The sequence below is a fragment of the Arthrobacter sp. 10T419 genome (assembly GCF_056394105.1).
On record NZ_JBFTHF010000007.1, the window covers coordinates 152,209 to 171,443 of the forward strand.

The window sequence follows — 19,235 nt, forward strand, 5'->3', positions numbered from 1 at the left end:
CCATGCCTTACTGGATCGGGGGAGTAAATTACGACATGATTGTGTTGTGTATTCCATGAGCCCAACTACTTCTGCCGCGCCTGCCGTGCGCGCGGAGTCGGCCGAGCCTGCCGAAGGCGAGGCTGTTCCCGCAGCAATGCCTGCGGCGATGGCTGCCGACGCGGAGGAACGCACCCGGGACCGAGTCTTGGCGGCTGTGCTCGAACACGGTCCGATCAGCGCCGCGGAGCTCGGCGAGCTGCTCGGTTTCACTCCGGCGGCGGTTCGACGTCACCTGGACCACCTCTCACGTCACGGCGTGATCGAAGTCAAGCGCGCGGCCCGTGCAGGCGCCGGCGCGGGGCGCCCGGCGCGCCGCTACGTGCTCAGCTCGCAGGGCCAGTCCACGCTCGGCAACGACTACCTCGACATCGCCAGCTCCGCGCTGCGGCGGCTCGGCGAAATGGCCGGCGAGGACGCGGTACGGGAGTTCGCCGTCGAGCGTTTCGCCGAAATGGAACGCCGCTACGCGCCGGAAATCGAGCGGGCGGGAACCGATATCACGGCACGCGCGCAGGCCTTGTCCGAGGCGTTGAGCCGCGACGGTTTTGTCGCCTCGGCGCAGTCAATCGAGGCCAAGGCGCCGCTGCCGGCCGCCCTTTCCAGCGTCCAGCTCTGCCAGGGCCACTGCCCCATCCAGCAGCTCGCCGCGCAGTTCCCGGTGTTCTGCGACGTGGAGACCGAACTGTTCTCCCGGCTGGTCGGCGTCGATGTGCGCAGGCTCTCCACCCTGGCGCGCGGCGGCCATGTCTGCACCACCCACATACCTACGGGCCGTCCGGCCGCCGTCGGGGCTCCCAGCCCCGCGGGCCCGGGCAACCCGGACGAAGTATCCAACCATCTGCAAGAAAGGCCGTGATGACGGACCAACTATCAGAGAAGAAGGTTGCTGAATCCACTGTGATCTCGGAGATTCTGGAAAAGAATCCCGAGCTCCACGGAATCGGAACCTACGAATACGGCTGGGCCGACAAGAACGACGTCGGCGCCAACGCACGCCGTGGTATCGATGAGGACGTCGTACGTGACATCTCCGGCAAGAAGAACGAGCCGGAATGGATGCTGGACCTGCGCCTGAAAGGCCTGAAGTACTTCGACCGCAAGCCCATGCCCACCTGGGGTGCGGACCTGTCCGGCATCGACTTCGACAACATCAAGTACTTCGTGCGCTCCACGGAGAAGCAGGCCGCCACCTGGGAGGACCTGCCCGAGGACATCCGGAACACCTACGAGAAGCTGGGCATCCCGGAAGCCGAGCGCAGCCGCCTCGTCTCCGGCGTCGCCGCCCAGTACGAGTCCGAGGTGGTCTACCACCAGATCCGCGAGGACCTGGAAGCCCAGGGCGTCATCTTCCTGGACACGGACACCGCGCTGCGCGAGCACCCGGAAATCTTCCAGGAGTACTTCGGCACCATCATCCCGGTGGGCGATAACAAGTTCGCCTCGCTGAACACGGCGGTCTGGTCCGGCGGCTCCTTCGTCTACGTGCCCAAGGGCGTCCACGTGGACATCCCGCTGCAGGCCTACTTCCGCATCAACACGGAAAACATGGGCCAGTTCGAGCGCACCCTGATCATCGCGGACGAGGACTCCTACGTCCACTACATCGAGGGCTGCACCGCGCCGATCTACACCTCGGACTCGCTGCACTCCGCCGTCGTGGAGATCATCGTGAAGAAGGGCGCCCGCGTCCGCTACACGACCATCCAGAACTGGTCCAACAACGTGTACAACCTGGTCACCAAGCGCGCCATCTGCGAAGAGGGCGCCACCATGGAGTGGATCGATGGCAACATCGGCTCCAAGGTCACCATGAAGTACCCGGCCGTCTACCTCGTGGGCGAAGGCGCCAAGGGCGAGACCCTCTCGATCGCGTTCGCCGGCGAAGGCCAGCACCAGGACACCGGCTCCAAGATGGTCCACATCGCGCCCAACACCAAGAGCTCGATCATCTCCAAGTCCGTGGCCCGCGGCGGCGGCCGGGCTGCCTACCGCGGCCTGGTCCAGGTCCGCGAAGGCGCCAAGCACTCGGCCAACACGGTCCGCTGTGACGCGCTGCTGGTGGACACCATCAGCCGCTCGGACACGTACCCGTACATCGACATCCGCGAGGACGACGTCACCATGGGCCACGAGGCCACGGTCTCGCGGGTCAGCGAAGAACAGCTGTTCTACCTGATGTCCCGCGGCATGCGCGAAGACGAGGCCATGGCGATGATCGTCCGCGGCTTCATCGAGCCGATTGCCCGCGAACTGCCGATGGAATACGCCCTCGAGCTGAACCGCCTGATTGAACTGCAGATGGAAGGATCGGTCGGTTAATGACTGACATCACTACTGAAAAGGCCCGCATCGGCGCGCCCTCAGCCCAGCCGTTCATCAACGGTTTCACCGAGGAAGGCGAGAGCCTTTCACCGCTGAACGCCGCGGAGTCCAAGTCGCCGCTGGCCGGCGAAGCCGTCAAGCGCCACTCGCACGGCGGCGGCGTCGGCGTCCCGGACAGCTCACGCGCCGGCCGCCTGACCTCGTACAAGCTGGCGGACTTCAAGCCGCTGACCGGCATGGAGGAAGACTGGCGGTTCACCCCGCTCAAGCGCCTCCGCGGCCTGCACACCGACGTCCTCAGCGGCGCGGCACCGTCCGTGGCCGTCACCGGCCCGGACAGCGTCCGGATCGAGACCGTCGGCCGGGACGATGCCCGCATCGGCTCCGCCGCCATCCCCGAGGACCGGGTCTCCGCGAACGCCTGGGAGAACTTCACCGAGGCCACCGTCATCACGGTTCCCGCCGAGGTCCAGGCCGAGGGCGAGGTCAGCGTAGTCCTGACCGGCCAGGGCACCGGGGCCTCCGCGCAGCACGTTGTGATCATCGCGGAGAAGTTCTCCAAGGCCGTTGTTGTGCTGGACCACCAGGGCACCGCCGTCGTCGCGGAAAACGTCGAGATCCTGGTCGAGGACGGCGCGCAGCTCACCGTCATCTCCCTCCAGGAATGGAACGACGACGCCGTGCACGCCTCCTCCCAGCAGGCGAAGCTCGGCCGCGACGCCAAGTTCAAGCACATAGTCGTCAGCCTCGGCGGCGACCTGGTCCGTGTCACGCCGTCGACCCGCTTCACCGCCCCCGGCGCCGAAGCGGAAATGTTCGGCCTCTACTTCGCGGACGCCGGCCAGCACCTCGAGCAGCGCCTCTTCGTGGACCACGCCGTCGCCAACTGCAAGTCCAACGTGCTCTACAAGGGCGCCCTGCAGGGCCGGAACGCGCACACCGTCTGGGTGGGCGACGTCCTGATCCGCAAGGAAGCAGAAGGCACCGACACCTACGAGGCCAACCGCAACCTGGTCCTCACCGACGGTGCCCGCGCGGATTCCGTGCCGAACCTTGAGATTGAAACCGGCCTGATCGCCGGCGCCGGCCACGCCAGCGCCACCGGCCGCTTCGACGACGAGCACCTGTTCTACCTGATGGCCCGCGGCATTCCGGAAAAGGTGGCCCGCCGACTGGTGGTCCGCGGCTTCCTGAACGAGATCATCCAGCAGATCAAGGTTCCCGCCATCGAAGAGCGCCTCACGGCGGCCGTCGAGCGCGAGCTCGCCGCCACGGAAAACTAGTGCACGGCACTAGGGAAGACGGACAACGAACATGACGGAACAGCCAAAGGGCGAGCTGGTCTGCAACGCCAGCGAGATCCAGGTCAAGCAGGCGCTGCGGATCCTGATCGATGACTACCCGGTAGCGGTCGTCAAGGACTCGATGGGGGAGATCCACGCCATCGGCGATACCTGCTCGCATGCAGACATCTCGCTCTCCGAGGGTGAAGTGGAAGGCTGCAAGATCGAATGCTGGGGCCACGGCTCACAGTTCGACCTGCGCAGCGGCCAGCCGCTCCAGCTGCCTGCCTACGATCCCGTGCCTGTCTTCGCCGTGACCATCCAGGGCGACGACGTCTACGTGGACGTCAGCACCATCCTGAACGGCGCCGAAGCTCCGAACTTCAGCTGACCGCCGGGGCAAGCCACGCTTGTCCCGGCCGGGCCGGCAACCAGCACCACAAAAACTTATCGACGAGAAAACGCACCGCCGCCGAGGCGGGGGTGCAGAGGAGAACAAGACACATGTCTACTCTTGAGATCAAGGACCTGCACGTCAGCATTGACACCGAGCAGGGCACCAAGGAAATCCTGAAGGGCGTCAGCCTGACCATCAAGACCGGCCAGACGCACGCCATCATGGGTCCCAACGGCTCGGGCAAGTCCACCCTGGCCTCCACCATCGCCGGGCACCCGCGCTACAACGTCACGAGCGGCACCATCACGCTTGACGGCGAAGACGTCCTCGCGATGAGCGTTGACGAGCGCGCCCGCGCCGGCCTGTTCCTGGCCATGCAGTACCCGGTCGAGGTTCCCGGCGTCAGTATGACCAACTTCCTGCGCACCGCCAAGACCGCCATTGACGGCGAAGCCCCGAAGCTCCGCACCTGGACCAAGGACGTCAAGGCTGCCATGGCCCAGCTGCGCATCGACGCCGACTTCACCCAGCGCAACGTCAACGAGGGCTTCTCCGGCGGCGAGAAGAAGCGCGTGGAGATCCTCCAGCTGGAGCTCTTCAAGCCGAAGTTCGCCATCCTCGACGAGACCGACTCCGGCCTGGATGTCGACGCGCTCAAGGTCGTCTCCGAGGGCGTCAACCGCGCCCACGCCGAGGGCAACATGGGCACCCTGCTGATCACCCACTACACCCGGATCCTGCGCTACATCAAGCCGGAATTCGTGCACGTGTTCGTGGACGGCAAGGTTGTCGAAGAGGGCGGCCCGGAGCTGGCCGACCGCCTTGAAGAAGAAGGCTACGACCGCTACCTCCCGGGCGCCGGAGCCGCCGCCATCGCTGCCGCCGACGCCGCAGCACAGGCCTAGTTAGGACTACGCCATGACCGAAATCAATATGGCCCGCACGGGCCTCGAGGATGTCGAAGAGGCACTCAAGGATGTGATCGACCCGGAGCTGGGTGTGAACATCGTTGACCTGGGCCTCCTCTACGGCCTGAAGTACTCAGACGACGACGGCGCCCTGCTGATCGACATGACGCTCACCACGGCGGCCTGCCCCCTCACCGACGTGATCGAGGAGCAGGTAGGCAAGGCCCTGGACGGCATTGTCGACGACTGGCGGCTGAACTGGGTGTGGATGCCGCCATGGGGTCCGGAGCGGATCACCGAAGACGGCCGCGACCAGATGCGGGCCCTGGGCTTCAACATCTAGGATCCCCACAACGACGGCGGGCCCACCTCTTGGAGGTGGGCCCGCCGTCGTTTTCTCTGCCGCGATGACATCGAGTGCTCCGCAACGGCCCTTTTGGAGGCCCATAACGGTGGTTTCGGAGCGGTCGAAGGGGTTAAGGGGTCGCGACCTTAAAGGTGTCGCACTGGTTGATGTCGCCGGTCTTGTAACCCTGGTAGAACCATTTCTGCCGCTGCGCGCTGGAGCCGTGGGTCCAGGACTCCGGCGAAACCCGCCCGGTGGCTGCCTTCTGGATCCGGTCGTCGCCCACGGAGGAGGCTGCGGACAGGGCGTCCTGCAGGTCCTGCGTCTTGAGCGGTTCCAGGAACGGCTGTCCGCTCTTCGGGTCCTTGGTGGTGGTGGCGTAGCGGACCCACAGGCCCGCATAGCAGTCGGCCTGGAGCTCCACCCGCACCGCGCCGGACTGCGGGCCCTGGGGATCCTGCTGGGCGCGGTCGATGGTGCCGAGGACATTCTGGATATGGTGGCCGAACTCGTGGGCCACCACGTACTCCTGCGCCAGCGGGCCGCCCGAGGATCCGAAGCGGTCCACGAGTTCCTGGAAGAAGCCCGGATCGAAGTACGCCGTCTGGTCGGCGGGGCAGTAGAACGGGCCGACCTCCGAGGTGGCGTTGCCGCAGCCGGTGTTGGTGGCGCCGCGGAACAGGACCGTCTCCGGCTGCGGGTACTTCTTGTCGTACTGCCCCAGATAATCCGGCCAGAAGGCATTCAGGCTGTTGACCGTGCCCACGATCCGGCACTCCAGGCGGGCGTCGGCGTCGGCGCCGGTCTTGCAGGCCGGCGCGGTGCTTTGGCTCTGCGTCTGGTCCTGGGTAGTGCCGGCCAGGCCCTCCAGGAGCTGCGGATTGATGCCGAACAGCGCGGCCAACAGCAGCACGATGCCGCCGCCGATCCCGCCGCCGATTTTGGTGCCGCGGCCCATGCCGCCGCGGCTCTGGACCTGCGACGGGTCCAGTTGCACGTTGTCATTGAAACTCATGCTGTCACAATATCCTCTCCCGGCGGCCGGGGCCCCGCTGCCCGGTAAAGTTGATCCGATGCCTTTTCTTGACAGACTCCAGCGTTGGGCCGATGAGCGCCCCGACGGCACCGCCGTCGTCGTGGCCGGAAAACGCCTGAGCTGGTCCGAACTGCGGAACGCGGCGGCTGCGCTCGTCCCGGTGACGCCGGCCGTCACGGTGCTGGCCGAGCGCAACTCCACGGATTTTGCGGTCGCCTTCGCGGCGGCCGTCGCGGCCGGCCGCCGCTGCGCCGTGCTGGACCCCACCTGGCCCCAGCAGCTCCTGGACGCCATCACGGCCCGGATCGCGGAAGCCGTTCCCGCTGACGGCACCGGCCTGGGCAGCGAACTCGAGGACGGGTCACCTGAGTCGCCTTTCCTGATCGGGCTCACCTCCGGCACAACTGCGCTGCCCAAGGCGTTCACCCGCTCGCGGCGCTCCTGGCGACTGTCCTTCGAGTCTTCGGTCGAGTTTTTCGGCCTAGGGCCCGAGGACCGGACGCTCGCACCCGGACCGCTTGCCGCCAGCCTCAATCTTTATGCGCTTGCCGAATGCCTGTATGCCGGCTCTGAATTCCACACCCTCGAGCAGTTCGACGTCGGCGACGCACACACCGCGGTCAGCCATGACGGCATCACCCGGCTGGTCCTGGTACCGACCATGCTGCGGCTGTTCAGTGAGCGCGGCCTGGCCGGCGGCGTGGATGCCTCCGGCCTGCGGAGCATCATCTGCGCCGGCTCCAAGCTCGACGCGCGCACCCTGGAGGCCGCCCGCCGCTGGGCGCCGAACGCGACGATCTTCGAGTACTACGGCGCCGCGGAGCTCAGTTTCGTCGCCGGCGCAGGACTGCGGCCGGGCGAGGCCCCGGCGTCCAGCTTGAGAGCGTACGGCGGGACGGCGAACGGCACGGGAATCGGCGGTCCGTTTCCCGGCGTCGAGATCAGGATTCTCGACGACGGTGGCGCCGCGGTTCCTGACGGATGCGACGGCAACGTCTGCGTGCGCAGCGGCATGGTCAGCGAGGGCTACCTGTGGGGCGACGACGGCACGGCGCTGCAGTGCTTCGACGGCTGGCACACTGTGGGGGACCGGGGCTACCTGTCCGACGGAACCCTGCATTTGCTGGGGCGCCGTTCGGACATGATTGTCACGGCGGGGACCAACGTGTACCCGCACGAGGTGGAACTCGCCCTCGCGTCCGTGCCGGGTGTCGCCGCCGCCATGGCCGCCGGGCAGCCGGACGACCTTCGCGGCCAGCGCGTCGTGGCCGCGGTACTGCCGTCCCACGGCGGCCTGACGGGCACGCAGCTGAAGGCCGGCGTCGAGGATGTCCTGGTCCGGAGCAAACGTCCGCTGGACTACTACGCGTTGACCGAGCTGCCCCTCACCGATCGCGGCAAGCCCAGCCGGCCGCTGCTGCTTGAGTGGATCGCCCGGAATGATCCTCGTGTCCGGCGCCTTGGCTGAGGACCCGTTGCCTTCCCGGACGCCTTCGCCTGCGCCGCGCCGGGGCGGACTGTTGCCGGAGGACCGGCAGCCCGTCATCATCGCGGCGCTGCGGACCCCGCTCTGCCGCGCCCACGGAGCCCTGAAGACGCTGCCCGCCCACGAACTGCTGGCGCCGGTACTGCACCGACTGCTGGCCGACTCGGGTGTTGCACCGGACCAGGTGACGGACGTCGTGGTCGGGAACGCGGTGGGCGGCGGCGGCAATGTCGCCCGGCTGGCGGCCCTCGAGGCCGGGCTGGCCGTGGGCGTTCCGGGACTGACCGTGGACCGGCAGTGCGGGTCCGGCCTCGACGCGATCGTGCTGGCATCCCGGCTCGTCGCGTCCGGCGGCCAATTCGGCGGGGGTTCCGGCGGCGGCAGCGTGTATCTCGCCGGCGGGGTGGAGAGCATCAGCACCGCACCACTGCGGGCCAGGCGCGGCGCCGACGGCGAGCCGCAGTTCTTCAGCCGCGCCCAGTTCGCCCCCGGCAGCATCGGCGACCCGGACATGGGGGTGGCCGCCGAGAACGTCGCCGTCCGCCATGGCATTGAGCGGCAACGGCAGGACGACTTCGCGCTGCGCAGCCACCGTCGCGCCCTCGACGCCGCGGCGGCCGGAACCTTCGAAACCGAGACCGTCGCGCTGCCCGGGCCCGATGGTCCCGTGGGCTGCGATGACGGCCCACGCCGCTCGCTGACCCCGGCGTTGCTGGCCCGGTTCCCTGCCGCGTTCGTTCCCGGCGGGACCGTGACAGCCGGCAACTCCTGCTTCGACGCGGACGGGGCCGCCGCCGTCGTGATCACCTCGCTGGCCCGGGCGCGCCAACTCGGCGCACGGGACGGCCTCCTGGTCCTCGGGACGGACACCGCGGGCGTGGAGCCGGCGCTGCTGGGGATGGGCGCGGCGGCCGCCGCTGAACGCCTGCTTACGGTTTCCGGCGTCGCGGCCGGGGATCTCGGGCTGATCGAGTTCAACGAGGCGTTCGCATCCCAGACCCTGGCATGCCTCGACCAGCTGGGCATCGACTCGGAACGCGCGAACCTCGACGGCGGCGCCCTTGCCCTGGGGCACGCCTACGGAGCGTCCGGCGCGGTGCTCGTGACCAGGTTGCTGGCCCAGGCCCGCCGGGAGGCCGTGGATGGCCGACTGGCCCTGGCCATGATCAGCATCGCTGGCGGGATGGGGACTGCTGCACTGTTCGAGTACCGCTCGCTCCGGTAGCGCCCTGCCGGACATGCCCGTTCCTGGCTGCGAGGACTGGACATAGTGGTCACATGTCCAGTGCGCAGGACGAGGAATGGGCATGCGCCGTCGCGGGCCGCGGCAAGGGGCATGCCCGGCGCGCCAACCCTGCCGGACATGCCCGTTCCTGGCTGCGGGGAGTGGACATAGTGGTCACATGTCCAGTGCGCAGGACGAGGAATGGGCCTGCGCCGTGGTGGGCCTCGGCAGGGGGCATGCCCGGTGCACCAACCCTGCCGGACATGCCCGTTCCTGGCTGCGAGGAGTGGACATAGTGGTCACATGTCCAGTGCGCAGGACGAGGAATGGGCATGCGCTGTGGTGGGCCGCGGCAAGGGGCATGCCCAGTGCGCCAGCCCTGCCGGACATGCCCGTTCCTGGCTGCGGGGAGTGGACATAGTGGTCATATGTCCACTGCACAGGACGAGGAATGGGCATGCGCCGTGGTGGGCCGCGGCAGGGGGCATGCCCGGTGCGCCAGCCCTGCCGGGCATGCCCGTTCCTGGCTGCGGGGAGTGGACATAGTGGTCATATGTCCAGTGCGCAGGACGAGGAATGGGCATGCGCCGTCGCGGGCCGCGGCGGGGGGCATGCCCAGTGCTTCAAGCCGCGGCACGAAACCTGCCCCGGCCCGGTCGTCTCAGCCCGCTAGGCCGTCCCGATCCTCCCGGTCCTCCCTATCGTCAGCCTCACCCAAACCGCGCGCCGCCAGGGCATCGCCGGTTTGCCGGGCGAATGCCACCGTAGTGATGAAGACCGGCAGCACCAATGCACGCGGGTTCCGTTCCAGGCCGCGGGCCCGTGCCGAATCGCGCACATCGGCGTAGGCGCCGGCGATGAACGGGATGCTGCGCAGCATGATGGCAATTGTCAGGGCGAACCGCTCGGGATCGGCGCCGAGCCGGCGAAAGGGCCGCGCCAGCGAGGCTACACCGTCCAACAGCGACTGGACCTGCGTGGTGGCCGTCAGGATTGCCGCCGCCACCACGCAGACCAAAACGTTCAACACAATCCGCGCGGCGACCGGGCCGCCCAGCTGCCACCACTGGAACACGCCGATCACAGCCAGCACGGGCAGGATCGGCCGGACAGCCCGGAACAGCCTGCGGGCACCTGCCCCGCTGAGCAGGAATACCCCGCACAGCAAGGCGAGTCCAGCTGCCGCCGCGGCCCAGTCCGCAACGAGAAACGATCCCATCCCGCACGCCAGTACCAGCAAGAACTTCAGCCACAGGGGAATCCGGTGCACCAGCGAGGTGCCCGGTACATAGTTGGCGAGCAGGAAGCCATGGCCCCTCACGGCTGCGCCGTCCCCCCGCCGGCTTCCCGCACGCCGGCGCCCCGCACCCCGGCGGGTTCCGCCGCGCAGAGCACGCGGTAGTGCGCGACGGCGGCGGCCGCCCCGCCGTTGAACACGATCTTGCCGTCGTCCACCACCAGCACCCGGTCCAGATCGAGCGCGAGGTCGAGGTCGTGGGTCGACAGGATGATCTGCTGGTCCAGCCCCGCTAGGGTGCGGCGCAGCAGTTCCCGGTTCCGCAGGTCCAGCAGGGTGGAAGGCTCATCCAGTACCAGGATGTCCGGGTTCACGGCCAGCACCGCAGCGAGGGCGACAAGCTGCCGTTCGCCGCCGGAGAGCTCGTATACGCTCTGGTCCGCCAGCCCCAGCAGCCCGAACCGTTCGAGGCAGGCCTCCGCGAGGGCACGCCGTTCGCCGGCGTTCCGCACCGAGCGGCGCAGCGATAATTCGACGTCTTCGCGACCGGTCGGCATCACGAGTTGCGAGAGCGGATCGGTGAAGACGAAGCCGACGCGGCGGCGGACAGCGCGGACATCCCGGACCGTGTCGAAACCTGACACCGCCACCGCGCCGGAGCTCGGTGCGACGAGGCCGTTAAGCATCCGGAGCAGGGTGGATTTGCCCGAGCCGTTCGCCCCGATGACGCCGATCCGGCGTTCAGCCAGCGTCAGGGACACCGGCTCAAGCAGGGTCTTGGGCTCCGGGCGGCCGTCGACGGCTACCCGGACGGCCGCACCGTCCAGGACAATACTCATGCGCGTCCGTCTGCCTCGCCGGCCAACTCCACGCGGCGGATCCGGCGGATCAGCAGGTCAGGGAACGCCTTATGCAGCGTCAACGCGACCGTCACGGCGAGGATGTTTTTGATGACGTCGCCCGGGTAGAAGGCCAGATCGGCGAGGAAGGCCGCGGAGAGACTGAGCTTGGCATTGACCATCATGCCGAGGATGCCCAGCCCGTGGACAAAGACGATGCTACTGACCATGGCGGCACAGAAGAGCAGCACAGCCCGGACCTTCGCGGAGTGCGCCCCCGTGCGGCGCAGCACGACGACGGTCAGGGCGCCGACGGCCGTGGCGGCCAGCAGGAAGCCGAAGATGTAGCCGGCCGAGGGTCCCGCCAGGACACCCAGCCCGCTGCGCCCGCCGCTGAAGATCGGCAGCCCGGCGAAGCCCAGCAGGAGGTACAGGCCCACGGCAGCGAAGGCGCGGCCCGGGCCGAGCGCCAGTCCGGTGAGCATCACGGCGAGAGTCTGCAGGGTGATCGGCACACCAAGCCCGCCCACGGGGATTGCGGCAATCAGGGCAGAACCCGCGATGATCGCCGCGAACACCGCGATCAGTGCGAGGTCGGTCGCGTCCCAGCGGCGTCGGCGGCTCTGGCGCGGGGCCGCCGGGGCGGTGCTGCCATGGCTTGCCGCCGGGGCGGTGTTGGTGACGGAATTGTCGGTGTTGCTCATGCTGTTTCCTGTCGAGTGGTGGAGTCGAGTGGTGGAGTCGAGTGGTGGGGCCGAGGTCCTACTTCCGACGATACGGCCGCGGCAACCCCGCCATTTTGTAGGCCTTGCACTAAGCGGCGGTCCCCTCGCTGGCCAACCCCGCCAAAGGGAGCCGGCGCTGGCGGACGCGGGCCGCCGTCGTCCGCCGCGTTCCCCGATGTCACCCGGCAGGGGAGGTGCCGGTAGACTGGTAGAGGCCGTTCTCTCGGCCACACTGCCCCGGCCCCGTCCAGACTCCATCCGTTGTGCCGCGGCGTTCCCTGTTGTGAAAGGCCTTAGCTGCATTGATTACCGTCCAGGATCTCGAACTGCGCGCCGGCGCCCGTCTGCTTATGGACCAGGTGAGCTTCCGGATCGACAAGGGAGACAAGATCGGCCTCGTCGGCCGTAACGGTGCAGGCAAGACCACGCTCACCCGCGTCCTGGCCGGCGAGGGCCTGCCCGCCGCCGGTAAGGTCACCCGCAGCGGCGAGATCGGCTACCTGCCGCAGGACCCGCGCACGCCGGACATGGAGCAGCTGGCCCGGGACCGCATCCTGTCCGCCCGCGGCCTCGACATCGCGGTCGGCAAGCTCCGCGTGGCACACGAAGAGATGGCCAGCGAGGACGCCGAGGTCCAGCGCAAGGCGATGAACCGCTATGACCGGCTGGAATCCGAGTTCCTCGCCGCCGGCGGCTACGCGGCCGAGGCCGAGGCCGCAGCGATCTGCTCAAACCTCGCCCTGCCGGACCGGCTGCTGAACCAGCCGCTCAAGACCCTTTCCGGCGGCCAGCGCCGCCGTGTAGAGCTGGCACGCATCCTGTACTCCGACGCCGAGACGATGCTCCTCGATGAGCCCACGAACCACCTCGACGCCGACTCCATCGCCTGGCTCCGGGAGTTCCTGAAGAACCACCAGGGCGGCCTGATCGTGATCAGCCACGACACGGAACTGCTTGAGGCCACGGTGAACAAGGTCTTCCTGCTGGACGCCAACCGCGCGCAGATCGACTTCTACAACATGGACTGGAAGCGCTACCTCACGCAGCGCGAAACCGACGAACGTGCCCGCAAGCGCGAACGCGCCAACGCCGAAAAGAAGGCCCAGGTCCTGATGGACCAGGCCAACAAGATGCGCGCCAAGGCCACCAAGGCCGTCGCCGCGCAGAACATGGCCAAGCGCGCCGAACGCCTCCTCGGCGGCCTCGAAGCGGTCCGCGAGAACGACCGCGTGGCCGCCCTGCGCTTCCCGGACCCCTCACCCTGCGGCAAGACGCCGCTCACCGCCGACGGCCTCAGCAAGTCCTACGGCTCGCTGGAAATCTTCACCGACGTCGACCTCGCCATCGACCGCGGCTCCAAGGTGGTCATCCTGGGCCTCAACGGTGCCGGCAAGACCACACTGCTGCGCATGCTCGCCGGCGTCGACAAGCCCGACACCGGCGAAGTGATCCCCGGCCACGGACTGAAGGTCGGCTACTACGCCCAGGAACATGAGACGCTCGACGTCGACCGCACCGTTCTGCAGAACATGCGCTCCTCGGCCCCTGACATGAACGACGCCGAGGTCCGCAACATCCTGGGCTCGTTCCTGTTCTCCGGCGACGACGTCGACAAGCCCGCCGGTGTGCTCTCCGGCGGCGAAAAGACACGATTGGCGCTGGCCACCATCGTGGCCTCGAGCGCGAACGTGCTGCTCCTTGATGAGCCCACCAACAACCTCGACCCGGCCAGCCGCGCCGAAATCCTCGGGGCCCTGAGCAACTACACCGGTGCCGTGGTGCTGGTGAGCCACGACGAGGGTGCTGTCGAAGCCCTCAACCCGGAGCGTGTTGTGCTGCTTCCTGATGGCGTCGAGGACCTCTGGAATGAGGACTACCTGGACTTGATCACGCTGGCTTAGGCCGCTCGCCTTCCTTCGCCGCTCCGCCTTCGTTCCGTGGTTGGGTTCGCGCCTCGCGCGCGCAATTTGCCGCGTGCTCGCTCGTCCTCCCCACCGTCGCCCTAACCTCGCAAGCTCGGCCAGGGAACCCTGACGGCGTGGGCCCCCGCTTAGACGCACGCTACGCAAATTGCCCGCGTTCGGCGCTTACTTGGACGTCACCATTGCGCTTGAGGCAACGTCACCATCCGTGCTGCCAGTGTTTAGCGGACAGGCATCTGTTCGGCGTTGGTGATGCGGTGGAGTTCTTGGTAGGTGATCGAGAACATGGAGTGGTGGTCGCCGGCGCCGGCCCAGAGGAGTTCGTGGTCCTTCAGGGACTCGTCGAGCAGGGTCCTGATCTTCTGCGGGTGGCCCACCGGGGCTACACCCCCGACGCGCTGGCCCGTGTGCAGCAGGACGAAGTCGGCATCCGCGCGGCGGATCTTCCCTGACCCGAGCCGCGCGGCGACGTGGCGGAGATCGACCTTGGCCGCGCCGCTGGCCAGGATCAGCAGGGGAGCGCCGTCGACGTCGAACACGAGGCTGTTGGTGATCGCCGCGACGTCGCAGCCCAAGGCCGCGGCCGCCGCGGCGGCGGTCGGCACCTGGGTCTCAAAGACGGCTACGGTGTCGGCCGCGCCCGCCGCGAGGAGCGCGCGCCGGACGTTCGCTACGGCGTCGGGGTCCATGCTGTGCTCCTTCAGAATCCCTGGGCGTCCAGGATGGCGTCTTCCTCTTCCTCCGCGGTGGCAGTTTTCCGCTTCCGGGGGACAGGACGACGGCGGGGCGCCGGGTTGCTGACGTGCAGGTAGCCGTCGGCGGCCGCGGCCTGATCCTGGGCGTCCTCGGCGTCAATCTCAGCGTTGCGGGCTTGCTGGCGTGCTGCGTAGCCGAAGCCGACGAACATGAGAACGCCAAAGGCAAACCACTGCAGCGAGTAGGACAGGTGCGTGCCCTCGTCGGTGGACGGCTTGGGGAAGCCGACGGGCATGTCCGCTGCCGGCGGGGTTTCCGAGGCCAGCTGGCCGTAGGCCCCGGTGAGGAGGGGATACCCGAGCTGGGCCGAGTAGGCGGCGAGGTCGATCGACGCGAGCTGCCCGTCCGGGGCGCCGCGCTGCAGTTCCGGCTCGGAATGCTTGAGCCGCGCAACCACCGTGACCTCGCCCGGGGGCGGGGCAGGAATTGAGTCCGGGCTGCCCGGGGTCTTGTTGCCGATCGGCAGCCAGCCGCGGTCAATCACAACCGTCTCGCCGGAGTCCAGCTTGAAGGGGACCACCACCTCGTAGCCCGGCTGGCCGTTGAGCGGGCGGTTGCGGACAATCCGCTGGGCGGCCTCGTCGTAGCGGCCGTGCAGCTCGACCTGTGTCCACTCACGGTCGGCGTCGAGTTTAATGAACTGGTTCCGGGCGTCCGCGAAGGGGATCGGGGTGGCCGAGTAATTCGAGACGACGCGGTTGATCTCCGCGAGCGTTTCCGCCCGGCGGTCCATCTGCCAGCGGCCCAGGAGCACGCAGGCGGTGGCGAAAATGGCGGCCAGGAGCAGGTAGCCCAGCCACTTGCTGGAGAAAAGGAAGCGGTACATTCAGCCGGCCCTGCCCGGGGCGATGGTCGAGGCAGCGTCGTTCCCGGCCCCGCCCGCGGCTTCGTCGGGGGTGCTGTGCAGCGGAAGGGTTTCCTTCCACAGCCCCCGCGTCTGGAGATAATCCTCCAGCCAGGCCCGGTGCTCCGGACAGGCGAGCCAGATCTTGCGTCGCTCCGGCGTGTGGATCTTGGGGTTGTTCCACAGCAGTTGCCACTCGGCGTGCGCACGGCACGCCTTGCGGGAGCACAGCGCGCTGGCGGGCTCGGCCGTCGGGCCGGCCAAGTCAAAAATGTTCATGAAGCTGCCCGTCCGTGGTCTTCGTCGTCGTCAATCAGCTCGCCCTGCAACAGGGTGATGGGGACATCGTCCGCCGCCGGTGGTTCCTGGCCCGTTGTTTGCCCGGAGCGTGGAGCGTCCAATTCGCCCATCGGCACGTAGTCGATCAGCGATTCGCTGTGCACTTCGGCGTGGTCGCTGCCGTTGGCGATCACCACCGCAAACCACGGCAGGAACACTGCTCCGATGACGGGGAGGATCTTGAACCAGCCGTCGACCACAAACACCAGGATCAGGCAGACCATGCGAATGCCCATCGCCACGGCATACTTGATCATCCGCTGACGCATCTCTTCCGAGTGGGCGGCGGCGGCGTCGGTAATGCTGTGGACCTCGGTGTCGCCGGAGTCCTCCCCGGACGTCCGTTCACCGGGTCGGTTCTTGTTTGTCACGGCTTTCAGATCACGCTCCATAGGCTTCCTGCAATTCTCTCACCATCGGCTGGACCGCCCAAACAGCGGGCGGCCCAGAGCGGGGTGGAGCGCGCCGGAGGCTAAGATCGGAGGCAGGAAAATCCAGCCCACCCAACGCGGTGCCAGTGAGCCGCAGAATCCCGGAGCCCAACATGTCTGAAGCAACCTCCACCGGCCGCAGCGTCCTCATCACCGGCGGCAACCGCGGCATCGGCCTGGCCATCGCCGAATCCTTCCTCGCCAACGGCGACAAGGTGGCGGTCACCTACCGCAGCGCGGCCACGCTCCCGGAGGGCATCCTCGGCGTCAAGGCAGACGTCACGGACGAGGCTTCGGTGGACGCGGCGTTCACGGAAGTCGAGGCGGCGCACGGCCCCGTCGAGGTCCTGGTGGCCAACGCCGGCATCACCAAAGACACGCTCCTGATGCGGATGAGCGAGGACGACTTCACCTCGGTCATCGACACAAATCTCACCGGAGCCTTCAGGGTGATCAAGCGCGCCTCCAAGGGCATGATCCGCGCACGCAAGGGCCGCGTGGTACTCATTTCCTCCGTCTCCGGCCTCTACGGCGCCCCGGGCCAGATCAACTACTCCGCATCCAAGGCCGGCCTCGTCGGGATTGCCCGCTCCCTCACCCGCGAACTCGGGGGTCGCGGAATCACCGCCAACGTGGTGGCGCCGGGCTTCATCAACACGGATATGACCGCCGAGCTGCCGGAAGCCACGCAGAAGGACTACCTGTCGAAGGTTCCCGCGGGCCGCTTCGCCGAGGCGTCGGAAGTGGCCGACGTCGTCCGCTGGATTGCCAGCGACGAGGCCGCCTACATCTCCGGCGCGGTTATCCCGGTCGACGGCGGCCTTGGTATGGGCCACTAGGCAGTAGCTCTGCGGCCGGCTTTGGGCTCCGCGGACGACGGCGGCCGCCGTCGTCCGCGGCGGCGGCACGAGGCCGGGCCTTTGGCCCTAGGCGGCGCTGCGGCCGGGGGCGTGTAATGGGGTTACAGCCCCTGACCGCGCCAAGGCAGGGGCGTGGACCCAGGAGGATTTATCATGGCTGATCTCAGCAAGTGGGCGCCCTCGGACATGTTGGAACCTGTCCGTCGGTTCCTCGACGGCGACCTGACGATGGCGTCGACCATCAAGGTCGAGCAGTTCCAGGACGGCAATACCCTGGTGGTGCGGGCGGAGGTTCCCGGTATCGATCCCGACAAGGACGTCGACGTGTCGGTCAGCGAAGGCATGCTGCACATCCGGGCCGAACGCGAAGAAAAGACCGAGCACAAGAGCAAGACCGGCTATCGCTCGGAATTCCGCTACGGCTCCTTCCTGCGCAGCATCGCCCTCCCGGCCGGGGCAAAGGAAGAGGACATCACGGCCAGCTATAAGGACGGCGTCCTGGAAGTGCGCGCGCCGGCCCCCGTGGCGGCGCCAGGGGAGCCCACGAAGAAAATCCGGGTGGACCGCGCCTGACGCGGGTCCCCGTATGGCGGGTCGCCCGCCCGCGGCGAAGCCCCGCCGGCTGGGGACGAGCGGCGATCGCTTTCCTCAGCCGGCTTCGTCCCTTGCCTGCCGCAGCCATCCCGCGACCTCGGCGTCCAGGTCCTCTTCAGCGCGGAGCTCCAAATGATGCATCCACAGGCCGGGGGACGGGTTAACCACCGACTTGAACCGGGGCGAGTCGATGCGGTTGCGCAGCGCAATGGACAGTACGGCCGGGACATCTGAGCGGACATAGCGTCCCGGCCACCAGACGTAGGCGAACCCGCGACGGCGTCCGCGGAAGGCCACCTGGCTGGTGGTCGCCCTGATTTCGGGCGGCGCGGCTGCCGGCGGAGACGTGGCGAGGAGCCGTTCCACCGCGCGGCAAAGGTCCAGGCCCCGCGGTGACCCGCTGAAGACCCCTTCCGGCGTGGATTCGGTGCCGTGGCTCCCCATGGGCGCGAGCCTACTCCCCGGCCCGGTGCCAAAACAGAAGCCTGTGGCCCAATTGAACCGGGGGCCGCAGGTTGTACTCGGTGAGACCAGGGGAGCGTGCACCGCACGCGCGGGGGACATGCCCACTCCCGGCTGCGGGCGATGGACACTTAGGCATTATGTCCCTTGCTGCGCCCGCCATCTGGGCATGTCCCGTGGTCTGGGGCGCCGGGAGTGGGCATGTCCCGTGGTCCGGGGCGCCGGGAGTGGGCATGTCCCGCGCAGTACCCGAAAACCAATCCGCGCCGCCACCCGAACTAGGCCCGCGCGGCTTCTTTGTGGATCCCGAACAACCGAAATGCTGCGGGCCGCTGGCATGATGGACAGCAGACCCCACAGTATTTGGATGTTTGGAACAAAGGAGCTCGAATGGGACTGCTGGACAACAAGACCGCAATCGTTACCGGTTCATCGCGCGGCATCGGCGCAGAGGTCGCCAAATTCCTCGCCGCCGAGGGTGCCGCCGTCGTTGTGAACTACCGCCAGAAGGCGCCGCGCGCCAACAAGGTTGTCGCTGAGATCGAGGCCGTGGGCGGCCGGGCTGCAGCCGTCGGCGCAGACCTGACCACGCAGGTAGGCGTCCAGGCCCTGGCCAGCGCCGCAATGGAGAACTTCGGGTCACTGGATCTCCTGGTCCTGAACGCTTCCGGCGGCATGGAGTCCGGCATGGAAGAGGGCTACGCGCTCAAGCTGAACCGCGACGCCCAGGTCAACATGCTCAATGCCGCCGTGCCGCTGATGGCAGAGGGCTCACGCGTGGTCTTCGTGACCAGCCACCAGGCCCACTTCATCAACACCGTGCCCACCATGCCCGAGTATGAGCCCGTCGCCCGCAGCAAGCGCGCGGGCGAGGATGCGCTCCGCGAACTGGTTCCGGCCCTGGCGGAGAAGGGCATCTCGCTGGTGGTTGTCTCCGGCGACATGATTGAAGGCACCGTCACCGCCACACTCTTGGACCGCTCCAACCCGGGCGCCATCGAGGCCCGCCGCGCCGAGGCCGGCAAGCTGTATTCGGTCAAGGAATTCGCCGCCGAGGTCGCCAAGATGGCCACCGCCGACGTCGAAACCGGCCACACCGAATACGTCGGGGGCGCCGACTACTTCGACAAGTCAAACGGCACGGTCAACAACTAGCAGCCACCGGGATGGCACTTGGCGGC

21 protein-coding genes are annotated in these 19,235 nt (G+C 67.9%); 12 read left to right on the plus strand and 9 right to left on the minus strand.

The window, feature by feature from the left end; genetic code table 11:
• Positions 1-55 precede the first annotated feature (55 nt).
• From AC1DBD_RS13010 to AC1DBD_RS13035, 6 genes are all read left to right on the plus strand, one after another.
• A complete protein-coding gene (locus AC1DBD_RS13010) occupies positions 56-898 on the plus strand; it encodes a helix-turn-helix transcriptional regulator (RefSeq protein ID WP_476892579.1) in 843 nt (280 codons plus the stop codon).
• Entirely contained in the window at positions 898-2,361 is a 1,464-nt protein-coding gene (gene sufB / locus AC1DBD_RS13015; protein WP_441418696.1) for a Fe-S cluster assembly protein SufB, read from the plus strand. Before AC1DBD_RS13010 ends, sufB begins: the two co-directional genes overlap by 1 nt.
• The gene (gene sufD, locus AC1DBD_RS13020) at positions 2,361-3,647 is read left to right on the plus strand and encodes a Fe-S cluster assembly protein SufD (RefSeq protein WP_476892578.1); all 1,287 of its coding nucleotides are present in this window, start codon (positions 2,361-2,363) and stop codon (positions 3,645-3,647) included. The genes sufB and sufD overlap by 1 nt, the downstream gene beginning before the upstream one ends.
• A gap of 31 nt (positions 3,648-3,678) precedes the next feature.
• On the plus strand, positions 3,679-4,038 hold the full coding sequence (locus AC1DBD_RS13025) for a non-heme iron oxygenase ferredoxin subunit (protein WP_441418698.1): 360 nt from the start codon (positions 3,679-3,681) through the stop codon (positions 4,036-4,038).
• 113 nt (positions 4,039-4,151) lie between these two features.
• The gene (gene sufC / locus AC1DBD_RS13030; RefSeq protein WP_441418699.1) at positions 4,152-4,949 is read left to right on the plus strand and encodes a Fe-S cluster assembly ATPase SufC; all 798 of its coding nucleotides are present in this window, start codon (positions 4,152-4,154) and stop codon (positions 4,947-4,949) included.
• A gap of 13 nt (positions 4,950-4,962) precedes the next feature.
• Positions 4,963-5,295, plus strand: coding sequence for a metal-sulfur cluster assembly factor (locus AC1DBD_RS13035; RefSeq protein WP_138769377.1), 333 nt, complete (start codon positions 4,963-4,965; stop codon positions 5,293-5,295).
• 133 nt (positions 5,296-5,428) lie between these two features.
• Here the strand turns inward: AC1DBD_RS13035 and ypfJ are convergent, their stop codons facing one another.
• Positions 5,429-6,313: a KPN_02809 family neutral zinc metallopeptidase gene (ypfJ, locus tag AC1DBD_RS13040; protein WP_476982267.1), complete on the minus strand. Its 885-nt coding sequence runs from the start codon at positions 6,311-6,313 to the stop codon at positions 5,429-5,431.
• Positions 6,314-6,371: 58 nt separating this feature from the next.
• Here ypfJ and AC1DBD_RS13045 point away from each other — a divergent pair, with 58 nt between their 5' ends.
• Both AC1DBD_RS13045 and AC1DBD_RS13050 read left to right on the plus strand, forming a co-directional pair.
• Positions 6,372-7,802 (plus strand): class I adenylate-forming enzyme family protein, encoded by a 1,431-nt coding sequence (locus tag AC1DBD_RS13045; RefSeq protein WP_476982268.1) that lies wholly within the window; start codon positions 6,372-6,374, stop codon positions 7,800-7,802.
• Positions 7,774-9,045 carry a thiolase family protein gene (locus tag AC1DBD_RS13050; protein WP_476982269.1) on the plus strand — a complete coding sequence of 424 codons (1,272 nt, stop codon included), beginning with the start codon at positions 7,774-7,776 and terminating at the stop codon, positions 9,043-9,045. Before AC1DBD_RS13045 ends, AC1DBD_RS13050 begins: the two co-directional genes overlap by 29 nt.
• 661 nt (positions 9,046-9,706) lie before the next feature.
• Here AC1DBD_RS13050 and AC1DBD_RS13055 read toward each other — a convergent pair.
• Genes AC1DBD_RS13055 through AC1DBD_RS13065 form a run of 3 tightly spaced genes read right to left on the minus strand, consistent with a single transcriptional unit; the run spans position 9,707 to position 11,825 of the window.
• A complete protein-coding gene (locus tag AC1DBD_RS13055; protein ID WP_476982270.1) occupies positions 9,707-10,366 on the minus strand; it encodes an energy-coupling factor transporter transmembrane component T family protein in 660 nt (219 codons plus the stop codon).
• The gene (locus AC1DBD_RS13060; protein WP_476982271.1) at positions 10,363-11,121 is read right to left on the minus strand and encodes an energy-coupling factor ABC transporter ATP-binding protein; all 759 of its coding nucleotides are present in this window, start codon (positions 11,119-11,121) and stop codon (positions 10,363-10,365) included. The genes AC1DBD_RS13055 and AC1DBD_RS13060 overlap by 4 nt, the downstream gene beginning before the upstream one ends.
• On the minus strand, positions 11,118-11,825 hold the full coding sequence (locus AC1DBD_RS13065) for a biotin transporter BioY (protein WP_476982272.1): 708 nt from the start codon (positions 11,823-11,825) through the stop codon (positions 11,118-11,120). Before AC1DBD_RS13065 ends, AC1DBD_RS13060 begins: the two co-directional genes overlap by 4 nt.
• Positions 11,826-12,148: 323 nt before the next feature.
• Between AC1DBD_RS13065 and AC1DBD_RS13070 the strand changes: the two genes are divergently transcribed.
• Entirely contained in the window at positions 12,149-13,747 is a 1,599-nt protein-coding gene (locus AC1DBD_RS13070; RefSeq protein WP_476982273.1) for an ABC-F family ATP-binding cassette domain-containing protein, read from the plus strand.
• A 242-nt stretch (positions 13,748-13,989) separates the two neighbouring features.
• On the opposite strand, the gene AC1DBD_RS13075 is transcribed toward AC1DBD_RS13070, so the two are convergent.
• Genes AC1DBD_RS13075 through AC1DBD_RS13090 form a run of 4 tightly spaced genes read right to left on the minus strand, consistent with a single transcriptional unit; the run spans position 13,990 to position 16,099 of the window.
• Positions 13,990-14,457 carry a YbaK/EbsC family protein gene (locus AC1DBD_RS13075; RefSeq protein ID WP_476982274.1) on the minus strand — a complete coding sequence of 156 codons (468 nt, stop codon included), beginning with the start codon at positions 14,455-14,457 and terminating at the stop codon, positions 13,990-13,992.
• Positions 14,458-14,468: 11 nt separating this feature from the next.
• Positions 14,469-15,350 carry an SURF1 family cytochrome oxidase biogenesis protein gene (locus tag AC1DBD_RS13080; RefSeq protein ID WP_476982275.1) on the minus strand — a complete coding sequence of 294 codons (882 nt, stop codon included), beginning with the start codon at positions 15,348-15,350 and terminating at the stop codon, positions 14,469-14,471.
• A complete protein-coding gene (locus AC1DBD_RS13085; RefSeq protein WP_476892567.1) occupies positions 15,351-15,647 on the minus strand; it encodes a hypothetical protein in 297 nt (98 codons plus the stop codon).
• Complete coding sequence (locus AC1DBD_RS13090; protein ID WP_476892566.1) at positions 15,644-16,099, minus strand: DUF3099 domain-containing protein; 456 nt, start codon at positions 16,097-16,099, stop codon at positions 15,644-15,646. Before AC1DBD_RS13090 ends, AC1DBD_RS13085 begins: the two co-directional genes overlap by 4 nt.
• A gap of 152 nt (positions 16,100-16,251) precedes the next feature.
• Here AC1DBD_RS13090 and fabG point away from each other — a divergent pair, with 152 nt between their 5' ends.
• Positions 16,252-16,977 (plus strand): 3-oxoacyl-ACP reductase FabG, encoded by a 726-nt coding sequence (gene fabG, locus AC1DBD_RS13095; RefSeq protein WP_175323342.1) that lies wholly within the window; start codon positions 16,252-16,254, stop codon positions 16,975-16,977.
• Positions 16,978-17,151: 174 nt separating this feature from the next.
• Entirely contained in the window at positions 17,152-17,571 is a 420-nt protein-coding gene (locus AC1DBD_RS13100) for an Hsp20/alpha crystallin family protein (protein ID WP_441418711.1), read from the plus strand.
• Positions 17,572-17,646: 75 nt separating this feature from the next.
• Here the strand turns inward: AC1DBD_RS13100 and AC1DBD_RS13105 are convergent, their stop codons facing one another.
• The gene (locus tag AC1DBD_RS13105) at positions 17,647-18,036 is read right to left on the minus strand and encodes a DUF5655 domain-containing protein (RefSeq protein WP_476982276.1); all 390 of its coding nucleotides are present in this window, start codon (positions 18,034-18,036) and stop codon (positions 17,647-17,649) included.
• Between the two features lie 408 nt (positions 18,037-18,444).
• On the opposite strand from AC1DBD_RS13105, the gene AC1DBD_RS13110 reads away from it, so the two are divergent.
• Positions 18,445-19,209, plus strand: coding sequence for an SDR family oxidoreductase (locus AC1DBD_RS13110; protein WP_476982277.1), 765 nt, complete (start codon positions 18,445-18,447; stop codon positions 19,207-19,209).
• The last annotated feature ends 26 nt before the right edge of the window (positions 19,210-19,235 follow it).